The sequence below is a fragment of the Leptospira alstonii serovar Sichuan str. 79601 genome (assembly GCF_000347175.1).
Classification (GTDB): Bacteria; Spirochaetota; Leptospiria; order Leptospirales; family Leptospiraceae; genus Leptospira; species Leptospira alstonii.
On the sequence record NZ_ANIK01000123.1, the window covers coordinates 1 to 23,169 of the forward strand.

At 36.5% G+C, this 23,169-nt stretch carries 25 protein-coding genes and 1 pseudogene; all 26 read left to right on the forward strand.

Translation table 11 applies throughout. From position 1 onward, the window contains the following. Window positions 1-437: 437 nt before the first annotated feature. The 26 genes and pseudogenes from LEP1GSC194_RS20260 (at window position 438) to LEP1GSC194_RS20380 (ending at window position 23,136) form a co-directional block, all read left to right on the forward strand. Window positions 438-1,382 (forward strand): hypothetical protein, encoded by a 945-nt coding sequence (locus LEP1GSC194_RS20260; RefSeq protein ID WP_020775377.1) that lies wholly within the window; start codon window positions 438-440, stop codon window positions 1,380-1,382. Between the two features lie 206 nt (window positions 1,383-1,588). Beyond that, window positions 1,589-2,578, forward strand: a complete 990-nt coding sequence (locus LEP1GSC194_RS20265) for a hypothetical protein (RefSeq protein WP_020775381.1) — start codon at window positions 1,589-1,591, stop codon at window positions 2,576-2,578. A 196-nt stretch (window positions 2,579-2,774) separates the two neighbouring features. After that, window positions 2,775-3,797, forward strand: a complete 1,023-nt coding sequence (locus tag LEP1GSC194_RS20270) for a hypothetical protein (protein WP_020775366.1) — start codon at window positions 2,775-2,777, stop codon at window positions 3,795-3,797. A gap of 199 nt (window positions 3,798-3,996) precedes the next feature. Further along, window positions 3,997-4,812, forward strand: coding sequence for a hypothetical protein (locus tag LEP1GSC194_RS20275; RefSeq protein ID WP_020775374.1), 816 nt, complete (start codon window positions 3,997-3,999; stop codon window positions 4,810-4,812). 242 nt (window positions 4,813-5,054) lie between these two features. Next, window positions 5,055-5,993, forward strand: coding sequence for a hypothetical protein (locus LEP1GSC194_RS20280; protein ID WP_231384457.1), 939 nt, complete (start codon window positions 5,055-5,057; stop codon window positions 5,991-5,993). A 212-nt stretch (window positions 5,994-6,205) separates the two neighbouring features. Next, window positions 6,206-6,502 carry a BrnT family toxin gene (locus tag LEP1GSC194_RS20285; RefSeq protein ID WP_017808008.1) on the forward strand — a complete coding sequence of 99 codons (297 nt, stop codon included), beginning with the start codon at window positions 6,206-6,208 and terminating at the stop codon, window positions 6,500-6,502. 3 nt (window positions 6,503-6,505) lie between these two features. Beyond that, the gene (locus tag LEP1GSC194_RS20290; protein ID WP_020775355.1) at window positions 6,506-6,712 is read left to right on the forward strand and encodes a hypothetical protein; all 207 of its coding nucleotides are present in this window, start codon (window positions 6,506-6,508) and stop codon (window positions 6,710-6,712) included. A 224-nt stretch (window positions 6,713-6,936) separates the two neighbouring features. After that, a complete protein-coding gene (locus LEP1GSC194_RS20295; RefSeq protein WP_020775361.1) occupies window positions 6,937-7,701 on the forward strand; it encodes a hypothetical protein in 765 nt (254 codons plus the stop codon). A gap of 111 nt (window positions 7,702-7,812) precedes the next feature. Then, entirely contained in the window at window positions 7,813-8,250 is a 438-nt protein-coding gene (locus LEP1GSC194_RS20300; protein ID WP_036043921.1) for an Hsp70 family protein, read from the forward strand. A gap of 204 nt (window positions 8,251-8,454) precedes the next feature. After that, window positions 8,455-8,997 (forward strand): hypothetical protein, encoded by a 543-nt coding sequence (locus tag LEP1GSC194_RS20305; protein ID WP_036043923.1) that lies wholly within the window; start codon window positions 8,455-8,457, stop codon window positions 8,995-8,997. Between the two features lie 281 nt (window positions 8,998-9,278). Then, window positions 9,279-9,578 (forward strand): nucleotidyltransferase family protein, encoded by a 300-nt coding sequence (locus LEP1GSC194_RS20310; protein WP_036043925.1) that lies wholly within the window; start codon window positions 9,279-9,281, stop codon window positions 9,576-9,578. Continuing rightward, window positions 9,571-9,735, forward strand: coding sequence for a hypothetical protein (locus LEP1GSC194_RS23325; RefSeq protein WP_020775342.1), 165 nt, complete (start codon window positions 9,571-9,573; stop codon window positions 9,733-9,735). Before LEP1GSC194_RS20310 ends, LEP1GSC194_RS23325 begins: the two co-directional genes overlap by 8 nt. After that, window positions 9,710-9,940: a HepT-like ribonuclease domain-containing protein gene (locus LEP1GSC194_RS23330; protein WP_231384456.1), complete on the forward strand. Its 231-nt coding sequence runs from the start codon at window positions 9,710-9,712 to the stop codon at window positions 9,938-9,940. The genes LEP1GSC194_RS23325 and LEP1GSC194_RS23330 overlap by 26 nt, the downstream gene beginning before the upstream one ends. 468 nt (window positions 9,941-10,408) lie before the next feature. Beyond that, window positions 10,409-10,621 carry an AbrB/MazE/SpoVT family DNA-binding domain-containing protein gene (locus LEP1GSC194_RS20320; protein ID WP_036043927.1) on the forward strand — a complete coding sequence of 71 codons (213 nt, stop codon included), beginning with the start codon at window positions 10,409-10,411 and terminating at the stop codon, window positions 10,619-10,621. An 81-nt stretch (window positions 10,622-10,702) separates the two neighbouring features. Next, entirely contained in the window at window positions 10,703-11,011 is a 309-nt protein-coding gene (locus LEP1GSC194_RS20325) for a type II toxin-antitoxin system death-on-curing family toxin (protein ID WP_020775380.1), read from the forward strand. A 324-nt stretch (window positions 11,012-11,335) separates the two neighbouring features. Further along, window positions 11,336-11,566, forward strand: a complete 231-nt coding sequence (vapB, locus tag LEP1GSC194_RS20330; RefSeq protein WP_036043928.1) for a type II toxin-antitoxin system antitoxin VapB — start codon at window positions 11,336-11,338, stop codon at window positions 11,564-11,566. Further along, window positions 11,563-11,964 carry a type II toxin-antitoxin system tRNA(fMet)-specific endonuclease VapC gene (gene vapC, locus LEP1GSC194_RS20335; RefSeq protein ID WP_036043931.1) on the forward strand — a complete coding sequence of 134 codons (402 nt, stop codon included), beginning with the start codon at window positions 11,563-11,565 and terminating at the stop codon, window positions 11,962-11,964. Before vapB ends, vapC begins: the two co-directional genes overlap by 4 nt. Window positions 11,965-12,307: 343 nt before the next feature. Beyond that, window positions 12,308-12,544, forward strand: coding sequence for an AbrB/MazE/SpoVT family DNA-binding domain-containing protein (locus LEP1GSC194_RS20340; protein ID WP_004503974.1), 237 nt, complete (start codon window positions 12,308-12,310; stop codon window positions 12,542-12,544). Continuing rightward, the gene (gene mazF / locus LEP1GSC194_RS20345) at window positions 12,538-12,879 is read left to right on the forward strand and encodes an endoribonuclease MazF (RefSeq protein WP_017808331.1); all 342 of its coding nucleotides are present in this window, start codon (window positions 12,538-12,540) and stop codon (window positions 12,877-12,879) included. The genes LEP1GSC194_RS20340 and mazF overlap by 7 nt, the downstream gene beginning before the upstream one ends. A gap of 367 nt (window positions 12,880-13,246) precedes the next feature. Further along, window positions 13,247-13,711, forward strand: a complete 465-nt coding sequence (locus LEP1GSC194_RS20350; protein WP_017810009.1) for a hypothetical protein — start codon at window positions 13,247-13,249, stop codon at window positions 13,709-13,711. A gap of 224 nt (window positions 13,712-13,935) precedes the next feature. Beyond that, on the forward strand, window positions 13,936-14,196 hold the full coding sequence (locus tag LEP1GSC194_RS20355; RefSeq protein WP_036043935.1) for a type II toxin-antitoxin system RelB/DinJ family antitoxin: 261 nt from the start codon (window positions 13,936-13,938) through the stop codon (window positions 14,194-14,196). Further along, window positions 14,193-14,465, forward strand: a complete 273-nt coding sequence (locus LEP1GSC194_RS20360; RefSeq protein WP_017810011.1) for a type II toxin-antitoxin system YafQ family toxin — start codon at window positions 14,193-14,195, stop codon at window positions 14,463-14,465. The genes LEP1GSC194_RS20355 and LEP1GSC194_RS20360 overlap by 4 nt, the downstream gene beginning before the upstream one ends. A gap of 300 nt (window positions 14,466-14,765) precedes the next feature. Then, window positions 14,766-15,286, forward strand: a pseudogene (locus LEP1GSC194_RS22080) (transposase); the annotation flags it as partial. A gap of 1,062 nt (window positions 15,287-16,348) precedes the next feature. After that, window positions 16,349-18,265, forward strand: coding sequence for a DUF1561 domain-containing protein (locus LEP1GSC194_RS20370; protein WP_020775348.1), 1,917 nt, complete (start codon window positions 16,349-16,351; stop codon window positions 18,263-18,265). 904 nt (window positions 18,266-19,169) lie between these two features. Continuing rightward, window positions 19,170-20,570, forward strand: a complete 1,401-nt coding sequence (locus LEP1GSC194_RS20375) for a 3' terminal RNA ribose 2'-O-methyltransferase Hen1 (protein WP_036043937.1) — start codon at window positions 19,170-19,172, stop codon at window positions 20,568-20,570. After that, window positions 20,560-23,136, forward strand: a complete 2,577-nt coding sequence (locus tag LEP1GSC194_RS20380) for a polynucleotide kinase-phosphatase (RefSeq protein ID WP_020775371.1) — start codon at window positions 20,560-20,562, stop codon at window positions 23,134-23,136. The genes LEP1GSC194_RS20375 and LEP1GSC194_RS20380 overlap by 11 nt, the downstream gene beginning before the upstream one ends. The last annotated feature ends 33 nt before the right edge of the window (window positions 23,137-23,169 follow it).

Consider the following 23,169-nt stretch of genomic DNA (forward strand, 5'->3'; position numbering starts at 1 on the left):
TGTGGGCGGGTCGAGCGCGTTTTCTTGGGATGGGGATGCGATCTTGCTTTGTTTCTTTATCCAGTTGAAGAAGTAATGATCAGACTGAAGTTTCAAATCTTTCAGTTTGGTCTTCTGGACTTTAAAAACGGGTTTTGCTTTCTACGAAAGTGTCATTGTAAATAAAGAAACGATCACGCGCTCGACCCGTTTATTCGAAAGTGCAGTTTGCTTTTGATTGGGCGAACATCGCCTAACTGCGGCTTCTCGCGGCGCTTCGGGATTGCTCCGCAACCCTTGCTTGGCCTTCGGCACATTTGCTTTGTCACTCGGCTTGTGATCGTTCGCTAAGGCTCACTCAAGCCTTCGTGCCAATCCTTCCGCGCGTTTAGCGCGCTCCAGGACCGCAAACGTCGAGAAGCCTATTTCGTTAGGCGCCATAAATCAGGATAATTTAAATGACAAAATTTTTACTTATTTCATCAGTCTATACCTTAGATTTTATAAAACAAATAAGGACGGAGCTTTATAGTAGAAACTATGATTCACAAATAAATCTTCCCGATATTTCGATCGATTCAGAATCAAATCGACATTTATTGTTAAATGAGTTGGACAAATTTCAAGGAGTTATTTGTTTTCTAGATTATTCCGACCCAGAAATGCACGGACGTTCGGCCATCATCAATTACTATCGTAATGCTACAAGGGAGTTAGGAAAATATTTCGCTATATACTTACTTAATAATCCTCTTCATGGAGAAATCATAAATGACCCGGATACAGTCGACGGTAGTGAACTGTCGGAAAATCAAATTGCAAATAATATAGCAGAAACATATAAGAGTTTAGTATTATTTCAACTATCGTCTAGCAGATTAGTTTTAACAGATGAAAATAAACAAAAAATAGGCAGCTATATCAAGGATGCTATTGATGATCTAAAAGATCGCGAGTTGTATGAATCTAAAATGGCGACGATCTCGTTGTTTTTTTCAATTTCTATTCTGATTGTTGGAACATTAATATCAATTATTGGTATAGATTATATAATTCAAGGAACTACTGAATTATTTTCATATTCAATTATTTTGAAATTATTACAAAAAATATTAGTTCTTTCGGTCACTGGAATCATTAGCAAGATCTTATTTAACCTCTATAATAGCAAAAGACATTTAGTAGATACATTGATGAATCGAATTCATGCGATAAATTATGGAGATCTATATATTAAGGTATTTGAAGGGAAAATAGATCGGGAAGAATTTTCAAAAATTTTTAAAGACTGGAGCGTTAATATTAGCGCTTCAGATAATGCTGATTCATTTCCAAATTATGATTTGTCTTCTTTGAAAGATTTAATTGAGGGACTATTAAAAAAGAATGAATCTAAATCTTAATTTACGGCGCCTAACTTCGGTTTCTCGCTTCGTTCGCCATTCGCGGTCCCCGCTCAGGCTCACTGCGGGCTTCGCCACATTGCTCGATTTCGGTTCGCTTTGATGTTTAAAGACGAGCGAACCTCATCGTCCCTTCGCGCACAAGCGCTCGCGGCCGCAACGTCGAGGAGACTCTTTCGTTAGACGACAGTCTGAAAATTCATTTTATGAAAGTAAAAATTAAGACGGAGGCTAAAAATTATACTTTCCCTGAAGTAATTCTTTATTTAGATCAAATTCCAAGTCAGTATTTGTTCTATTCAGAGTATTCACTTAGACATCCATTTGACATTCTAAATCATTCATTAGGAAAAATATTTGGAACATATAAAAGACTTTTAAACTCCTTAACAAGTTTTCATAAAAATGCTCACCAACTTAATTATCGAATTCCTGATGAGGTCCTGCAAGCGACCAGCGATTTACTTTTGAATTTTAATAGTCTTTATGACGATTGTTTTTGGGTATTAAAGAGTATTTGTAAACCAGACAATATTCAGTATAAAACGCTTTCAGAATGGGTTATAAATGCTAAGGTTAAAAGTGCGGTTGAATTTAGATCCGATACGGTTCTTCATTCCTGCCATTGGAAAGATCAAATAAATCTTATAAAACATGGCAATACTAGGCTTAGATATATAGTAGGTCGTTATAGTGATATAGTTGTTCCCGGTTATTATATAGAGGGTGTCGATGCCGATGGTTCAATTGGACCAATTGAATCGGTTCATCCAAAATTTTTAGGAAAAACAACGGCATTTTCTTATAATTATCAATTAAGGCATAATATAATGCTTCTATTTGATATTTTAGAAAAATTACTTAAACATCTCAGACGACATTTTAAATCTTCTTACAATCATAAATTAATTAAAAATCGTGAAATCGAGTTAAATGCAAATGATATAAATATCGTTCTTAGTAATATTATCCATCTTCCAAAAATATTTTTTCCAGATGAAGTCGAGAAGAATACAACAGATATTTACGTTACAGATAAGGAGCTTAATATCAGTTATCCTGGTAAATTGAGAAGTCTTGGCTACCCATCAATGCAGTTTACGTTTATGTTTCAGGTAGAAAAGTTTCATCGATCCTTTCATATGCCTTATTTAGATGATTCTAAGTATCAACAATCAAACCAGACCGTCGTCTAACTTCGGCTTCTCGCGGCGCTTCGAGATTGCTCCGCAACTCTCGCTTGGCCTTTGGCACATTTGCTTTGTCACTCGGTTTGCGGGACGCTCACTAAGGTTCGCTCAAACCTCGTTCCAATCCTTTCGCGTGCTTAGGCACGCTTCAGGAACGCAAACGTCGAGAAGCCTACTTCGTTAGACGACATTGCAAAACAACATGCCTAAAATATTACCTGAACAATTTATAGAATCTCATAATATTGCTTTCTTCTTTCATGATGCAATGCTTTCAACTATTCATGATCTCGAGAAGAATGGTATTCTAAGTACTAAACTGGAATTTAATGATAAAGAAACATCCGAAGAATTTTCTAAAATTCCTAAAAAAGATACTTTCAGATTCCTGGAGGAAAGAGACAAAAAAGATGAACTTTACGAATTAATAACGAAACTTTCATATCATTCTTTATTAAGTGATATGCTACACTTTATTTATGAATCATTAAAGTGTTCCGAAAAAGGAAAATTAACAGTAGCTTATGCAATACTAAGAAAACCTTTCAAAGAAAGCCTATTTTACCTTGAAATGTTAGCAACTAATCATATTGACTTCTATGAGCGATTAAAGTCCGAAGATCCCAATGAATTAAATCTTTCAAACTCAAAGATTTTTGATGATACTACAAAAAAGAAGATTATTTCAAATGCTATTGCTAAATGTCCTTATGAACCAATCTTTGATTCGGAATTCATATATGATGTTCGCTACAACAAACATTGCGAATATGGCATTGAATTACTTTGGCAAAGAGCAAATCATTTAATCACAACATTTGGCCCTATCGCGACAGAACCCTTCAATTTCAATTTCATATTCCTAAATGGAAAAGATATCAATTCGTTATGGTTTCACTATTACCGCACTGTTCCTTTTCTTTTATTTTATACTTTTAATGTCATTGAAGCCATTATTGGAAAGTTTACAGTTTTTGATCCGCAAAAAGCTGATACGTTACCGCTAAAAGCATTTGCCGGATTTGCAATTTGGGCTGAAAATTCAGATTGGGATGAGATAGTGGAACCAATAGGATCAATTGGAAAAAATGTAACTAAAGATATTCCTTTTTTGTGTGCCAAATGCAATAAATCATTTGACTTTGATATCAAAATCTATAAACAAATTTTCTACGATGATTTCGTCAAATGCCCCAATTGCCGCTTCAAAATTAGATTACTTTAATATTTTGCTACGTCGTCTAACTGCGGCTTCTCACTTCGGGCTAAAGCCACATTGCTTTGTCACTTCGGTTCGCGAGACGGCGCTAAGGCGCCTCGAACCTCGTGCCAACCGCGTCGCGCACAAGCGCTTGCGGACGCAACGTCGAGAAGCCTATTTCGTTAGATGACATGTTCCAAAGTATTCTTTTGCAGTAAAATTCATGATCCGAAAATATTTTTCCTCTCGAAATCAAAATAATAGATTAACTTTAAATGACTTATATTTTAAGTTTCAAAATCTATATCTCTACTTTCGTGATAAAGATTATTTTAAACAGTCAGGAATAACAAAAAAGTTTTTATCAGAAGCCATTAAATTTGAAGCGGCTATAAAACTTTCCTTTCAGTCGTTCCCAATTACAAAATGGGAAAAGGAAGATATCACTGAGGATCGGATATTCGATACTATCGAATTTCTTTTTGATAAAGTTTCTAAGCCTGGAAGCATGGAACCATTTGATACTGATGCTGGATTTCAGATTTGGGATTACGGATCTTATAGCCAGAAAGAAGGTCAAAGTGAATATATTGAAATTGTAAATATGTTCTTAATTGATTACGGAGATGGATTTGAATTAAATGATAGAGGCGAAATTTTATCATTAGGCGACTCAGCATTGAAAAATATTTTGTGTGCAGACATACTTCCTTATGACGTCGAACATGTTGATAACAAAGTAATAAATGCCATTCATAAATGGAGAACTAGAAATCAATCCCTAAATGATAGAAAGGAAACAATTAGAGAACTTGCAGATGTTTTTGAATGGTTACGAAAAACTAAAAAATTAGAAAAAGTTTTAGATAAAAAGGACGACGCCTTGATTTTCGATCTTGCTAATAATTTCGCAATTAGACATCATAATCCAAGTCAGAAAGGAAATTATGATAAGAACATATGGTACTCTTGGATGTTTCATTTCTACCTTGCGAGTTACCATGCAATAATTCGACTTTTAATCAAACATGAGAAGTAATAATATCCTAATTTGTGGAACACGTCGTCTAACTTCGTCTCCTCGCTCCGTTCGAGATTTGCTCTGCAAACTCTCACTCCGGCTTCGCACATTTACTTTTTCACTCGGTTCGCAAGACGTTCGCTAATGCTCACTCGAACCTTGTGCCAATTCTTACGCGCGTTTAGACGCGCTCCAGAACCGCAAACGTCGAGAAGCCTATTTCGTTAGACGCAATCATGCAAATTTAATTATTATGAGAATTGGATATTATTTTGGTGCTGGAATTAGTAAAGAGAGCATTCCTTTGGCTCTTGATTTGCCTGCAAGATTGGCGTGAAATTGCCGAGGAGTGCCGTGGAATTCCCATTGATACATACGCTATAGAAAACAAAGATCAACCGAAGGTTTTGGCAAAGATCAAAAATGTTATATCTTCATATTTCTTAGTAGAGCAAAGTATAAATCATTCTTCAAATCTTGTCGGTTACGATTCGAAAATTAGTCCGCGTATAAGAAATTTTTTATCTCAACTGATAAAATCTGTCGATAGCCCCACTCAACTTTTTAACAACCCGATTATTTTCTCCTGGAATTACGACAATCAATTTGAGCTGTCTTTTTGTAAGCACATAGAAAGCATTTATGCAAATGAACATAAATTTCATTACGCTTTAAAACTTTTAAATGTCATACCTGGAAATGAAAATACTGGTGCCAATTCAGTTAATACTGAAGACACGCATACAATTATAAAATTAAATGGATCAGCAGGTTATTTAGTTCCTAATGATTCATATAGAAAGTGGAACCATTATGGACAATATTTGGCCTATCAAAATTTGGAAAAAATAATTCTAAGGGCTATTCGATATTATGGAATTCTTAAATATTCAAATTCGGCTGTAAAAAACTATATCAAATTCGCCTTTGAAAAAGAAGGAACGATAAATACTTATAATGACTTCATTAAAAGTGCGGCCTCGAAAGTCGAAAGATTAGTGATAATGGGATATTCGTTTCCAAGCGATAATAATCAAATTGATTCTGAGGTATTCAAGAACATGATTAATATTAAGGAAGCGATACTTATTGATTTACCGGAACGAGAAAGCGTGTTATTAGAAAGATTTAAAAATAGAATGAAAAAAGATATAGCTATTCGTTTTAGTTCGAATGTGGGTGAAATCCCGGTGTATTGATGCATAACTGCGGCTCCTCACTTCGGTTCGCGGGACGCGACTAAGGTCGCTCGAACCTCGTGCCAAGTCCGTCGCGCTTAGGCGCTTGGACCCGCAACGTCGAGGAGACTCTTTCGTTAGTCGACATAGCTTAAAACTATTTTAATTCCAAAAAGAAAATTGCTGAAATATTCTGATTTACTAGAACTTCATCTAAAATATTTCTAATCTAAATGCTTTTTGAATGGGATGATAAGAAGAATTCTTCAAATTTTAAAAAGCATCAAATATCGTTTAAACAAGCTTCTCAGGTCTTTTTAGATAAAGATGCAATCTACATTCCCGATGAAGATCATTCAGAAAATGAGGAAAGGTGGCTTGTCCTTGGGAAAATTGAAAATTTTACTGTAATCGTAGTTGTTTTTGTAGACAAATCTAATAAAAAAGAAGAAAAGTTAAGAATAATTTCCGCCAGAAAAGCTGATAAATTGGAAGAAAAAGAATACCTCCAAAGATTAGGCAAAGATTAAGAAATGAAAAAACATTACGATTTCTCCAAAGGTAAAAAAGGCGTTTTTTTTATAGAAGACAAAAAAAATATACATTTGCCGATATATCTTGATAACGATATTGAGGAATATTTTTCCAAAATTGCCTCTTCTAAAGGTAAAGATTTAAATTCTATCATTAACAAGGTTCTTAAGAAAGAAGTGGAACTTCAAAAAGAACTTTCTATTTAATTGTTCAGCTACGGCGCCTAACTGCGACTTCTCGCGGCGCTTCGGGATTGCTCCGCAACGCTTGCTTGGCCTTCGGCACATTTGCTTTGTCACTCAGCTTTCGAGACACTCACTAAGGTTCGCTCAAACCTCGTTCCAATCCTTTCGCGCGCTTCAGAACCGCAAACGTCGAGAAGCCTATTTCGTTAGGCGAACGACGAAATATTATTCTAAAAGGAAATCAGATGTTTATTAAAAAGAGTAAATCAATAATTATCATACTTTTCTGCGTCACAAATTTGATTGCACAAGAGGCTACAAATAGTTTAAAACAACAACTATTAGCTGTTAAGGTATGGAATACTTCGAATGGCGACTCTATAAGATTTAATGAAAACGGGACGCTGATCTTTCATGAAGAATCAGAACCCGTCATTTCCGGTGAAACCAATTATACTATTGAAATTAATATGGTATTATTTAAGTTTAAGAATTCTTCCGACCCGCGGCTTAAAGGACGAGAATACAAATGTACTTTGAAATTTAAAGAACATGACTATCTTCCAAAGCAATATATTGCGTGTGAAGGAAAATCTAAAAATGTTAAAGCAGTAAATTTCTATAATCCAAATTCCATTAACCCACCAGATCATAAATACGAAATTCAAGATCAAAAAGTCGTTTCAACGAAAAGAACAATTGGAACAGTAAATTCGGATGTATTTTTTAGAGAAAAAGCAAATGTAAATTCTAAGTTCTTTGCTTTTAACCAATTATCTTCCGAAGAATGTATGGAAGACAGATTAAAAGATCTTAAAAGCGATTCAGATCTTTCTAAGCAGATTAAATTACCAAAAGGATTTTCTGTCGAGATAATTGCCAGAACAGAAAGTATGTATAAAATCGAAAAATGGAATAATTATTGGTATTTCGTGTCTACTAGGTTAGGTTGTTACGGAGGAGTGACAACGACTTATGGTTGGATCTATGGAAATTTTATTAGTTTCTAACGAAGTTCGTCGCTTCGCCTAACTTCGTCGCGCACAAGCGCTTGCAGCCGCAACGACGAGGAGACTCTTTTTCGTTAGGCGAAATGGGACGAAAAATTACTCAAATAGAATATGAGAACCTCAATCTTTTGTTTATTAGCGTTGGCATTTATCGCCAACTGTTTACTCTTAGCACCGACGCATACAGTTGTTGGGCAAACGAGCCGCACACCCGACGGACATCTTGCTTATGACTTTGGTATTGAAACGCTCGGTGGCGTGTTTACGCCAATTATACGCAAAGGAGTTACGATACCTCACTCTGTGACCCAAGTTTTTTCTACTGCATCCGATAATCAGGAGCAAATCTTTCTGAGTATTTTCTCTGGCACTGCTCCGGTTACTTCGGGTGCCAATAGCCTCGGTCAATTCCAGTTAGTCGACATACCAAGACTTCCTCGCGGAGAACCTCAAATTGAAGTTACATTTGGAGTCGAAATCGATTCACTATGGATATCCGCAAAGGATCTTCGAACTGAACGTAGTATTTCAATACGCAAAGTTAAATAATCCATGCCCCCACTTCTCGCATAACCGAAAATTGTCGCGGTGCTGCGGGATCGCTTTGCGAACCTTGCTTGGGCTTCGCCAAATTCCGCTTTGTCACTCGTCTTACAAAGCAAGCCTCGCGCCAAGTCCTTCTGACACGCGGAACTTCGACAATTATCTTTCGTTAGGTGAAAGTTGTTAAATTAAATTTTTTAATAAGAAATAATGAATCAATTACTTACAAATCTTCTCAAATATAAAAGATATGAAAGCCTCAATTATTATTTTTATGATGATGGGTTAATTCAAAAAGCAATAAATAGTAACAAAACAACTGATATAAAAATGCAGACTACGTTATTATTAATGAGCTTGCAACGGCTCAACTATTATGTATTGCTTTCTTATTCTTTTGGAATTAAGGAGGGCGCTAAAAGATACAAAACAAATACTCAGTGGATTAAATATTTCAGTTCCGTAGCAAGGGAGATTATTTTATCGAATAATTTCGAAAAAGAATACCTTGATACTAATATAACTACAAGAACAAAGAAAATTAATAATTATCTAAAATACATTCGCGGACAATTAAGAGATACTGAAGATGGTAACCACGAAGTTTCGCGAGCTCTATCGACGATATTTAGATTTCGCGATCTTAAATCGATTATATTGGAAAATTATAATTATTACAACGCTACGTTTGGATTATTAATTGATTGCGATCAGTTTTTGACCGCTGTTAAAGCGAATTACTTATTTGATTAAAATAAACAACTTTCGCCTAACTGCTGCGGTTCCGCACATTTGCTTTGTCACTCGGTTTGCGGGACGATGCTAAGGCTCACTCGAACCTCGTACCAACCGCGTCGCGCACAGGTGCGATTGCGGTCCCAACGTCAAGAAGCCTACTTCGTTACGCGCCCATTTCGTAAATTCTATAATTTGAGCGAAAAAACCCGGAATTTTCGGTGAAATTCGATATTTTTGAAGATTAAATACTAATTCCTCTTATTGACTTTTTTCTCATGCGATCGAAAATTTTACATATGAAAGTTGAAACCAAACAAGAATTGATGCAAAAACTTTCTGTAATTAAGCCAAAGCTCCAAGCCGATTTTGGAGTTCTTCATATTGGTTTTTTCGGTTCTTTTGCAAAAGATAATATTAACCCAAATAGTGATGTTGATATCTTGGTGGAGATGAAAGAGCCTGATTTCGATTCAGTAGCAGAATTGCAGATCTTTCTAGAATCTATATTTGAACGTCACGTTGATCTAGTTAGGAAAAGAAGCCAAATTAAGCCTTCTTTTTTAAATCGAATTCAGAAAGATTTAATTAATGTCTGAAGAAATTAAAGAAAGATTTGAGTTTATATTAGAATCAATTTCTCTCATCGAAACAAGATTTAGTAAAATTAGATTTCCGGATGATTTAATCAATTCTGAAGATGGAATTACCATTCTAGACTCTATCCGCAATGAGGCTTCAGGCGATTGGAGATAATATCAAATCAATTTTTAAGTTAGATCCAAACTTTCTAAGCAAATACCCGGAGACTGATTGGGTTAAAATAATGAAAATGAGAGATATTATCTCACATCATTATGAAGGTCTCGATCATGAGATTATTTTCAGTATTTGTAAAGATAAGTTAAAGGATCTCAAGTTTTCTGTTATTGAAATATTGAACAAACTCAACAGCGCTTAACTGTCGGGTCTGACGCTGGCCCATCGAGATCGTTTCGCGGAAAAACTTCAACAAGACGTACAATGAATTTTTGTTATCTGAAACAATTAGTCAACTAATGGAACTTAAAAAAAATATCCGTTCGGGAGCTTTCAAAAAAACCAATCTCTCCCCTATGATCATTTAAGAAATTAAATCAGGTAAAAAGATAGAACCCTACATCCACCTCCCTCTTTCATCTGCAAGCTATCACAAGTTTTGCGGGCCGTTCGCTAAGGCTCACTCGAACCTCGCGCCAATTCTTTCGCGTACTTAGGCACGCTGCAGAACCGCGAACGTCGAGAAACCTATTTCGTTATGCGAAATAACGCCAAAAATAATTTTGAATACAAGATTTAAAATGAGAGGGACAAACCCTTAAATTGTTAGCCAAATAAGGGTTGGCTTCTGTAACACTATTGTATATACTATGTTGTAACGAGTTAAAATATGGTCAAAAAACTAATTCAACACGGTAATAGTTCTGCATTAATTATTGAAAAACCAAATCTTGAACTTTTAGATATTACTTCAGATACTTTTTTGGATATTAGTACTGATGGTAAAAGCTTAATCATTACACCTATTGACAGAAAATTAGAAACAAGTCTTGGAAAAATAAATAAAAAACACGGCAAGACACTTAAACGACTTGCTGAATGAGTTTGGATTCTATTAGATATTTATCTTACGAAGAGATTTTTTACATCCACAAGAACCAAATAGAAGAATACGGCGGTTCTTATGGAATTAGAGATAAAAAACCTCCTTGAGTCGGCGATCGCTCAACCGCTTTCCGGATTTGATAATCAAGAATTTCATATTGGGCTAATTCAAAAAGCATCTGCATATTTATTTTACCTTTGTAAAAATCACGCCTTTATAGATGGAAATAAACGAGTAGCACTTGCTTCCGCGCTGATTTTCTTAGATTTAAACGGTGTTGAAATAGAAGATCAAGAAGATTCATTGTATGAACTTACAATCGGAGTCGCTGATGGAAGAGTTTCATTAAAAAGTATTATAAAAATTTTAGAAAAATTAAAACTATAATTTAGTTCTAATAGAGAAGGGGCTTCAGCGCCTAACTTCGTCTCCTCGCTTCGTTCGGGATCGCTAATGCGACCCTCACTCCGGGCTAAAGCCACATTCGCTTTGTCACTCGGCTCGCGAGACGCGACTGCTCAAGCCTTGCGCCAATTCTTCCGCGTGCTTTAGGCACGCTCCAGAACCGCGAACGTCGACAATCACTTGTCGTTAGACGCAAGTCAGCAAAAATTTCTGGTTTTCATTATTAACAAGTTTTAAAAGACATTTTGGACCAGATCTGCGAAAAAACATTGACTTGCTTACAATTATATATATAATAAAATATATATGAATAGGGCTAAAATTTTTAAAAATGGCGACAGCCAAGCAATACGTTTACCAAAGGACTATCGTTTTAAGGGTAAGGAAGTTTATATACGAAAAGATGGCGATAACGTCATTCTAACACCAATAGACGATGCGGTTGATCGATTTTGGAATACCGTTAATAATTTTTCTGAAGATTTTACCATTGATCGAAACCAACCAAATGACTACGATAAACGAAATAGAATATGACTCAATATTTGTTAGATACGAATATCTGCATTTATATAATAAATCAAAAGCCGGAATCTGTTTATAAGAAATTTAAAAAGATTAAATTAGAGAACATCTTTATTTCATCAATTACTGAATTTGAATTGAGATATGGTGTTCAGAAAAGTCTTCATTTCGAAAGAAATCTGAAAGTCTTAGAGGAGTTTTTAAGTTATTTGAATATCCTCCCGTTTATTAGTGGAGATAAAAATAAAGCTGCAAAAGTTCGCGTAGAATTAGAAAGAGTAGGGAAACCAATTGGTCCTTTTGATCTTCTAATAGTTTCTCAGGCTTTATCAAATAAACTTACTCTTGTTACGAATAATGAAAAAGAGTTTATTCGAATTAAAGATATTAAAATTGAAAACTGGCTTTAAAAGATGCTAACCAGCGCCTAACTTCGTCTCCTCGCTTCGTTCGCGACTCACGGTTCCCGCTCGCGCTCACCGCGGTCTTCGACACATTGCTTTGTCACTCGGTTTGCGAGACGCTCACTAAGGTTCGCTCAAACCTCGTGCCAACCGCGTCGCGCACAAGCGCTCCGGGACCGCAAACGTCGAGAAGCCTATTTCATTAGGCGCTTACTAAAATTTATCGAGAAAGCAGGGGACTACTCCATAAATCTTAATGAAAGAAACTCCTTTCTAAATCATTAAGTTTGATTCTAAAAAATTGCTGACAAATTTTCAAAAGTATATACATTGTATATATAGGAATATTATGGAATCAATTATTCAAAAATGGGGTAATAGCTTAGGTATTAGAATTCCAAAGGCAATGGCAACGGAATTAGAGCTAAATGACGGAAGCCACGTTGAATTACAATATGAAGGGGATAAGATTGTAATATATCCAATGAAAAAAGCTTCATTAGAAGAAAAACTTTCTAAAATTACGAAACAAAATCTTCACTCTGAAATATCTACTGGTAACTCGATAGGTAAGGAAGCTTGGTAAGGAGTAGAAAGTATATTCCTGAAAAAGGAAATATAGTTTGGCTCAACTTTACCCCTCAAGCAGGTCATGAACAGAAAGGTCGTAGGCCCGCACTTGTTTTATCGCCGAAGGAATACAATTCAAAGACTGGGTTAGCAATATTTTGTCCAATTACGAGCAAAATTAAAGGTTATCCATTCGAAGTGTTGATTAAATCAAAAAAAATCGATGGTGTAATTCTTTCTGATCAAGTGAAAAACTTAGATTGGACTATTCGTGAAGTGGAGTTTATTGAATCGATAAATAAAGTTTCTTTGAAAGAAGTTTTAGATAATATTAAGCTATTAGTATTTTAATAAATGGGCTTCAGCGCATAACTTCATCTCCTCGCTTCGTTCGAGATAGATACGCGATTCTCACTCCGGCTCCGCACATTTGCTTTGCCGTTCGGCTTGTGATCGTTCACTAAGGTTGATCAAACCTCCGTCAACTCCTTCGCGCACAGGCGCTCCGGAAATGCAAACGTCGAGGAGACTCTTTCGTTAGGCGCAATGCCGCAGGAATTTATTGTGCTACATAAATAGATTTTATAAAACAAAGGCCTAAGTGGATACCTGCTATAAACAATGGCTGCAGGTGAAGAAGAGCTTTTCCTGGTATTCATGCCTTCATTAAACGTCTCAATAGTAAACGTATGTCTTTCAATACGACGTGGAAAGCAAAATGGTAAATAAAGAACAATTAGAACTATTTAGAATAGCTTTAATATCCGGATATATTCAAGTTTCGTCCGTCATAGACTGGGCAGATAGTAAAATTCAAAATGGTTCTGATGATTACATATATATTGAAATAGCCACTACATACAATATTAATGACATGGTCTCAGTGCTAAGGCAGACGGCAGGGGAATTTGATCCTCAAAAGGTTGTTCGTGGTTTTTTGGGAGTACTATACAATCACTACAAAAACAATCCCAGTGATATTGAAAAAATAGTGAGAACATTGTATCAGATATTGCTGGAATTTGAATCTTCAATGACGGATAATGAAAGAGGAACCATTTATCAACTTGATGATGGGTATGATCTGGCAAGTCAAGGAATATACGGATCAATGGAAGAAGTAAGCTTAGAATTAGGAGCATTTTTAAATGAATACTTCAATGAATATGAATCCATGTTCTGATTAATGCGGCACTGCACATAACTACGGCTCTGTCGCTCCGTTCAGGCTCACTTTGTGACCTTCGCTCCGGAAACGCAAACGTCGAGGAGACTCTTTCGTTAGGCGCAATGCCGCAGGAATTTTCAGAAAATCGGAATTATTCAGTTTGAATAATCTTTAAGCAACAAGTTAAAGCTTGACAATGTATCTCAATTGGGGAACAATCAACTTAAAGGATAATGATCATGGCAAAAACAGCAATGATTCGAGCGAGAGTTGAAGGTAACTTAAAAAAAGATGTAGAAAATATACTCGATCATTTAGGTATTTCTGCTTCAGAAGCTATCAATATTTTCTATCATCAGATTAAACTTAGTAAAGGATTGCCTTTCCCGGTTAAAATACCTAATAAAGTAACTCAAAAAACATTTGAAGCTACTGACAAAAAGAAAGGTATAAAGTCTGTCAAATCTAAAGAAGAATTATTTAAGAAACTGGAGATATGAAATTCATTCCTAGCTTTACAACTCAATTTAATAAAGATATTAAGTTACAGAAAAGGCGCAAGAAAGACTTAGAGAAACTCAAAGGGATAATGTCACAACTAATTGACGGTATTCAATTAAGTACAAAATACAAAGATCATAAATTAACCGGGAACTACAAAAATCGGCGTGAATGCCATATTGAACCTGATTGGCTTTTGATCTATAAGTTAGATGGCAACTCGATCATATTTGAAAGAACTGGAACGCACTCGGATTTATTCGATTAACATATCTTAATTATGCGGCGTTCCGGGAACGCAAACGTCGAGAAGGCTACTTCGCTAGGCGCCATTTTTGCAATTGAATACGTATAGTAAGGGGAAAAACTATTGAGATTGATTGTTCCATTAATTGTCTTGCTTTTGATAGCCTGTTCGGCAAAGACCACTGTTATTTCTTACGCAATAGTTCGCGGAGATGCAGTTAATACAAGGAGCGGCGCCAACTTTGTATAAAAATATACTACCTAATGAAGAGTTGTTTATTAATAAATTTAAATCTACGGTTTCCAATTTATTTCCTTTGATAAAATACCTCGAGATAGAAACGGAAGCTTTGAACCGCAGATAATTCAGACACGCTTTACCGGCTTCGATGAAAAGATCATCTCGATGTATTCGCGTGGAATGACGACGCGAGAAATATCCGAACACTTGAAAGAAATTTATCAAGTGGAAGTTTCAGCGGATCTTGATCTCTCAAGTCACCGATTCCGTCATGGAAACGGTAGTCGAATGGCAGAATCGACCCTTAGATAAGGTGTATTCGATTCTCATCATGGACCCGCCGATCGTAAAGGGACGGCAACCACGTCGTGAACAAAGCCTTCTATTTGGCTTTAGGAATCAATCTACAGGGTACAAAAGAGATTCTTGGGACGATGGCTAAGAAATGGCTTTATGATTTTTCTGCCAAGTGGGACAGTCAATATCCGATGATCGGTAAGCCTCGGAGAGGTAATTGGGAATCGGTCATTCCTTTTTTGGCCTATCCACCTAATTTTCGTAAGGCGATTTACACAACAAACGCCATCGAATCTATGAATATTCGGAGTTTTCAATTGGGTCGTTAATCTATTAAGCGGTTTAGTTGCATTTTCATTTTTTCCAAAAAAACCTTCTTTGAATTTGAGATCTAAAGACAATTTACAACTTTTACTTTCTACTTAGGCCGAACTCACGTTAATATAAAACACAAAAGACTGAATCCTAACGGCTCCTTGTGACGCAAAACTTCAAAATTACCACAGCTTCTAACATTTCTCTTAGGATGTAGGAACTATAGCGGGCCAGGATTTTACAGATCAATTGTAAAAATGTAGAAGGTCGTAATCCATTAAGAATTTTCTAAAGATTATGGCTGATTTCTTTTACTGCTTAAGCATGTCTGCATAAAAATATAATGTCCTGTTTTTGAAAACGGTGTTTTTGCGATAAAAATTAACGAAAATCGAAGCCAGTAAACGCAGACAAAAGATAGAAAAGCAAGATTTACAACATCTGTGATCCAAAGACCGAATGTGTCTCAAGGGGTGAATTTCATAAGAAAAATGAATTTAGTAGTCCGTTCAAATTTTCTTTAAAAAAAATGGATTAAAACTAATATATAATTTAAATGTATGTTCAATATAAGTAAATTATAGTTTCAGTTTATTTAAATATTCTAAATAATTAAATATATTGTTTTTGTTCAAAGGTAAATGAAAAGACTCGAAAGTAAAAATATTTTTGATGATTCGTATCCGTTTTTGTATTGCTGATCCCTATGGAATTTGAGTGCGAAAATTAAGGGGAGATTTGGGAAGCTGTATAAGTTCTCACAAATTGAATCTACCTGGAGTTTGCGGCTTTTTTGAGTGAGATTTAACATTTTAACTTTTGGAAATATAGTATGTTCGAGTAGTAGCGACGAAATGTTCATGTCATCTGACAGACAGCTGAAATTTAGAATTCAAACGAATTTATTGAAATCAAATTTAAGAAAAAATATTTATTCAATTCATATAAGTTGGGTGAATTAGTTTTCTTTTTGAACATAGGCTATGATTAATTGAGAAACATTTATAAGTAATTTAGAATATTTACTTAATTTAAAAAATAGGATTTGAAAGATGTGCAATTGGAAGAAGGTGTTAATAGTAGTTCTGTTAGTTACTATTGGGGTTGGGTTTGAGTATGGAATGAATCCTACACCAGTAGACGCTTCATCAAAGATTGAATACTCGGTTATTCAAAAACCCACCAATGAACCAAAAGACAAGCCGATCAAAGTCAATGTAAGTGGCGGCGGATCATTTTGTTACGGCCCCACCTTTAGCGGAGGTGAAAGTTACATTGTGATTGAACAGTGTTGGCAAACCCACGTTGCGAATGCAAGATACGACGTGTTTCAAAGAATTTCCTATTACATCAATGATACGTGGTTATGTGTTACTGCACCGGAAAAAGTAATTAGAGGGGACGAAACCTGGAACTATGTAAATCTCAGACCTTGTACGATCAACGACCCACTACAGAGATGGATCATAAAGGACAACGCCTTTTGGACTGCGGATGGACTTTATCGTTTAAAAGATACAAATTGGTATGGTTATATCTCTAGAAACTCTGGAGATAAATACAACCATACCTTAGATTCTTCCATGGATGATTGGATTAAAACAGTGGCCACTCCCGGAAACATTAGTATCAAGACTTCCATAGCTTGGGATCTGAACAATCGCTGGGGAAATGAACGTTATTTTATTCGTTGGGGAGGTTCGGATAAGAATACAACTCCTCTCTACTACAATCCTGAAAGCGGGCATCTCGCTCAGTATGATAGAGTAAGCGGCTCTCTCTACTGTATGTATTCTAATGTGGGTAAATCGAATTGGAATTGGGTGACGTGGGCATTGTGTAGTGACGCGGCTATCAGTAAGTATAATCCAGCTTATTGGAACGTCTCTTTTGAAACGGAAGAAGGCGGGATTATCTCGGACTACAAAGACAATGTGCTGAGAGTAACCAGAGGCGGATCCAATTGGGGTGTTGCCTATGCAGCCAAACCATCTTATTTAGGCAAGGATACTACCAATAATCCCACTTCTTTGTTTGTTGTTGATAAAAGCTTACTGGACTGGACACGTTATACGGCTTCTAATCTTGGAAAAACAGACCAGTTCTGTCCAGCTGGATATAAAGAAAGTATTGGACGTAAAAGAGTACTAAGAACTTTACCAACCGATTTTCAATTAACTGAAGAGTGGATGAATAGACTTTATCAGATAGCTATTTCAGTTTCTGCCGAATCTGCGACTCTATTGCACGGAGTATGTGGTCCTTGTCTACTTCATACTTTTCAGATGATGGCAGAATTACAGGAGTATCATTCTCAAGGACCTCTTCAGAGTGGAGGTTACTTTTTTGATACCGCTCCTAATACAAATCCTTTTACCTCATTACTACAACGTTATCCGTTGTTGTATTTCTTATTAGGAGATATACCTAGAATATTTTCTTTTTCAAATCAATTTATTAGAACTCAAGTGTTAGCAGCTTCTAGAGCTATGTTGCCTCGGTACAATTGGACCCTCTCTCAACAATTCAACACTCGGGAAGATATACTAACTTATGTTAACTCACTCATCAATTCTCCTCCTGGAAGCATTTGGTTGGCATTATTGGGACGGGAACGTCCAGACGGAACGGGTTTTGGGACTCATGCAGTTCCAGTTCTTAGGACCTCTCAAGGAATAGTAGTAATGCCAACTAACGCTCGCGTGTGGACATTAGAAGACTACAGAAGATCTTTAACACCCACTATGGATCCAAACCAGGTCATTTCTAATCTGGAAATATCAAATAGAGTTTTGAGAATACTTGTAACTATACAGTTAGGCGATCTCCACCAAAATACTTTCGATGCCGCGATCTCTAATAGAAATTGCACCGGAGAAGGAGAAGGCAGAAGAGGTAGTGGAGGATTTCCGACCAGCACATCCGTAAATCAATGTTCGACTGAAAGCGGCAGGTGCCTGTTACAATAAGTAAGTGAGGAAGGAGAAATAGTAATTTCTGTCGATGTCATGGTTAAAAAAATCCGTTGGCGTGAGAATGAATGTAAGCACAGATCTGACGTCAACGATACAAAACTACTGAATCAATTTAGAATCTACTATCAGAATTTAGAAAAAGATCTGCACGAAAAATCTAACCCCAGGCGTTGCCGCTAACGCGGCCCAGGGGGCTCCGCTTCGATCAAGTTGTCTCAAAATTACTTGAGTATATTGTGTTATTATAAAATAAAAATAACTTGACCACGAATTGATCCCTGACGCCGAAAAGCTCTACTATAAACTCAGAGGATCAAAACGAATTGTTTGAATCTTTTTTCCGAATTGGAAATTCATTCGCCTAAAAATTTAGAATAACAAAAAATGTTAGAGTCTTGATCCTAAACCGTTCGATTCCGTTTCCATGATAAACGAAAACTAATTTGTCTCTGATCAATTTCCAAACTTTTATAATATGATTATTTGGATTTAAGCCTATGAATAATACTTTTAGAAGACAAAAAATAGTGGCACGATTCCAACGAAAAAGTTAAAAGCAATGATCGAGCTTGTGAGATAAAGAGATGCAAGATAATTTTCAGATTTTCTTTCCCAACGAATCAAAATGACTCTTAGTTATTCGACGCTCTTCCCCTTATTTTTACGTTTCATTAGCATAGATGATACGAATGAAGTAGATACTACTTCAAGGTAATAGTTATCCGTAAAAATCTCAGAATAGTCTAATTACATATTTTCTTCCTATAGATGAGTTTCAATGAACAGGTCTGAAAAAAGTGAAATTAATATTCGAGGGAAAGATTTGATCGTTAGCTTTTAGCGTTGAGGTTTTATTTCTTGAGTTTTTGTAACGGAAATCAAGCATGTTTTAGAATTAATGATCCTCAAAATTACAACAACACATAACCCCGCAACCGATTTGGGTTTTTTGCTTCACAAACATCCTGATAAATTACAGTCCGTTGATTTATCGGTTGGAAAAGCCCATATATTCTATTCGGAAAAAAGAGAAGATAGGACTACTATTTGTATTCTCCTCGATATCGATCCTATTGAAATGGTTCGCGGTTCTAAGAATTTGAGCGGTGACGGATTTACTCTTGGCAATTATGTAAACGATCGTCCTTACGTTGCTTCTTCATTTTTGAGCGCCGCCTTAGTTAAGGCTTTTTCAACCGCAATGAATGGGAAGTGCAAAGAAAAACCGGAATTAGTGGAAGAAAAAATCCCTTTCGAAATATTTATATCTTCAATTCCCATTCCGAAAGGCGGAGAGATTCTGATAAGAAAGTTCTTCGAACCTCTCGGATACGAGGTTGAATTATTAAGACATGGATTGGATAAAAAATTTCCGGAATGGGGTGAAAGCAAGTATTATAACCTGAACATGAGGAATATCGTAACTACCAAAGATCTTCTTTCACATCTTTACGTTCTAATTCCGGCTCTCGATAATAATAAACATTATTTTGTAAACGAAGATGAAATTGAAAAACTGCTTCAAAAAGGGGAAGGGTGGTTGAAAAGCCATCCTGAAAAGGAACAAATCACTCGAAGATATTTGATCAACTTGAATTCGTTGTCCAGAAAGGCTCTCGAAAGATTAAACGAAGGTGAGGATGATAAGGCGGTTGATGATTATTCTGAAGTGAGTGAGCAGAAAAAAGTTAAAGAATCTTTTCATGAGAAAAGACTTAAATTCGTTGCAGATAAATTGATAGAATCCGGCGCTGAAAGGGTTTTGGATTTGGGTTGTGGAGAGGGAAAATTAATAAGACATTTAATGAAACAAAAACAATTTTCGGAAATCGTCGGAATCGACGTATCCTATTCGGAATTGTTGAAAGCAAAAGAACGATTGAAATTTGAAGAAATGGCACCGAAACAAAAGGAGCGAGTAAAGTTGATTCAAGGATCATTGACTTATAAGGATAATCGATTGGAAGGTTATGACGCGGCTGCCGTTGTTGAAGTGATTGAACACCTTGATTTAAATAGACTCGATGCCTTTGAAAAGGTAATTTTTCAATGTGCAAAACCAAAAACAGTAATTTTAACAACACCGAATAAAGAATACAATGTTGTTTGGGAAACTTTGGATTCGGAAGAAATGAGGCATGATGATCATCGTTTCGAATGGACGAGAAAAGAATTCGAAGATTGGTCCTCCAGGATTGGGTTGGAATATAATTATAGAGTAGAACTTTTACCGGTGGGCGACGAAGTGGAAAGTGTCGGAGCGCCTTCTCAAATGGCAATATTTACGTATGGAAATTAATGTACCCGAGTTATCGTTAGTCGTATTGATCGGAGCGTCCGGTTCCGGGAAAAGTAGTTTTGCCAAGAAGCATTTTAAGAAATCGGAAATACTTTCATCGGATGAATGTCGCGCATTAGTGTCGGATGATGAAAACAATCAGGCGGCTACGAACGACGCATTTGACGTTCTTTATTATATTGCAAGAAAACGTTTGCAGAACGGATTGTTAACCGTAATCGATGCGACAAATGTCCAGAGGGAGTCGCGAAAAGGACTGATAGAATTAAGTAGAGCTTACCATTGTTTGCCGGTGGCTATTATTCTAGATATTCCGGAGAAGATTTGCGAAGAGAGAAATCGAAATCGATCCGATAGAAATTTCGGCAGTCATGTGATTCGTCAACAAACACAACATTTAAAAAGTTCGATTAAGGGGCTGAGAGAAGAGGGCTTCCGACAAATCTATGTTTTAAGGTCAAAAGAGGAAGTAGATTCGGTTTCGACGATCCTAAGAGAAAAGTTATACAATGATAAAAAAGATATTACAGGACCGTTTGATATCATCGGAGACATTCACGGCTGTTTCGAAGAACTGCAAGAGTTGTTGAATAAATTAGGCTACTCCATTCAAAAAGGTGAAGATAACGATACAGATTACGGTTTTAGAGTAATAGCCCCTGAAAAGAGAAAGGCGATTTTTCTCGGGGATTTAGTAGACAGAGGTCCAGATTCTCCTAACGTATTACGTTTAGTTATGAGTATGGTTCATTCGGGTGCGGCTTATTGTGTTCCCGGAAATCATGATTTGAAACTCCAGAAATATCTTATTGGTAAAAAAGTTCAACTCAAGCACGGTCTTGAAATTACTGTAAAGCAGTTAGAGAATGAATCGGATCGTTTCAAAAAGAACGTAGAGCAATTTTTGTATGGTTTAATCAGTCATTACGTATTTGATAATGGTCGTTTGGTTGTGGCTCATGCCGGTTTGAAGGAAGAAATGCAAGGACGCGGTTCCGGAGCGGTAAGATCCTTTTGTCTATACGGCGAAACAACCGGTGAAATCGATGAATTTGGATTACCGGTACGTTTAAATTGGGCAAAAGAATATCGAGGAAAGGCAAAGGTTGTCTACGGTCATACGCCCGTTCCCGAAGCGGAGTGGTTGAATAAGACGATTGATATCGATACGGGTTGTGTTTTTGGCGGAAAGTTAACCGCACTTCGTTATCCGGAAGAAGAATTGGTTTCGATACAGGCCAAGAAAGTATATTGTGAACCTGTTAAACCGCTACATTCGGTTGAAAATCAGGATGGGCTCAGCGCTCAACAAGAACATGACAATTTATTGAATATTGAAGATGTAATCGGAAAGCGGATCATTCAGACAAAATTAAAAAGTAATATAGTGATTCGAGAAGAAAATTCAATTGCCGCATTAGAAGTCATGAGTCGATTCGCAGTAAATCCTAAATGGCTTATTTATCTTCCTCCGACGATGTCCCCTTGTGAAACAAGCAAATTGCCGGATTACTTGGAGCATCCTGAAGAAGCCCTAAACTATTATAAAAAAAGAGGGGTTGATAAGGTCGTCTGCGAAGAAAAACATATGGGCTCAAGGGCAATATTAGTAATATGTAAAGATGAGGACAGCTCTTTAAAACGTTTTGGTATAAATGATGAAGGAGTCGGAATCTGTTATACGAGAACGGGTAGAAATTTCTTCAATGACAAAGTTATGGAAGAGCAATTTATCACTAGAGTAAACCAATGCCTAACGAAAATCGATTTTTGGGATAACTTCAATACGGATTGGGTTTGTTTAGATGCCGAATTGATGCCTTGGTCCGCAAAGGCTTCCGCACTCTTAAAGGACCAATATGCGGCTGTCGGTGCAGCGGCAACCGGAGCTTTCCCGGAAGTTGAGAATGCGTTAAAGCAAACAATGGAACGTGGAATTGAGGACGTTGCAGATTTATATGAGAAATATTCAAAAAAACAAGCCGCCGTCTCAAAGTATGTAGTCGCTTATCAAAACTACTGTTGGCCGATTCGATCCATCGATGATTATAAATTGGCTCCGTTTCATATATTAGCCACGGAAGGACAGGTTCATATCGACAAATCTCACCAATGGCATATGGAAAGGATATCCGAGATTTGCGATGGGGATGGAAATCTTTTTCTATTAACGCCCTATCAAGTTGTTGATTTAAATAATCGATCGAGTTTCGACGAAGCAGTCGAATGGTGGGTGCAATTAACTCAAAAGGGCGGAGAGGGAATCGTTATTAAACCGTATAATTTCATCGAGTTTGGGAAAGAAGGACTCTTACAACCGGCAGTAAAATGTAGAGGAAGCGAATACCTTAGAATCATTTACGGACCTGAATATGATCTTCCACAAAATATTGAGCGATTGAAAAATCGAGGGCTTTCACGAAAACAATCTCTTGCATTAAGGGAATTTGCGTTGGGTATAGAAGGTCTTGATAGATTTGTAAAAAAAGAACCTCTTAGGAGAATTCATGAGAGCGTATTTGGAGTATTGGCTTTGGAAAGCGAGGAAGTTGACCCGCGTCTTTAAGGTTTAATTTTTCGATTAAGGCGTTATTCCGGT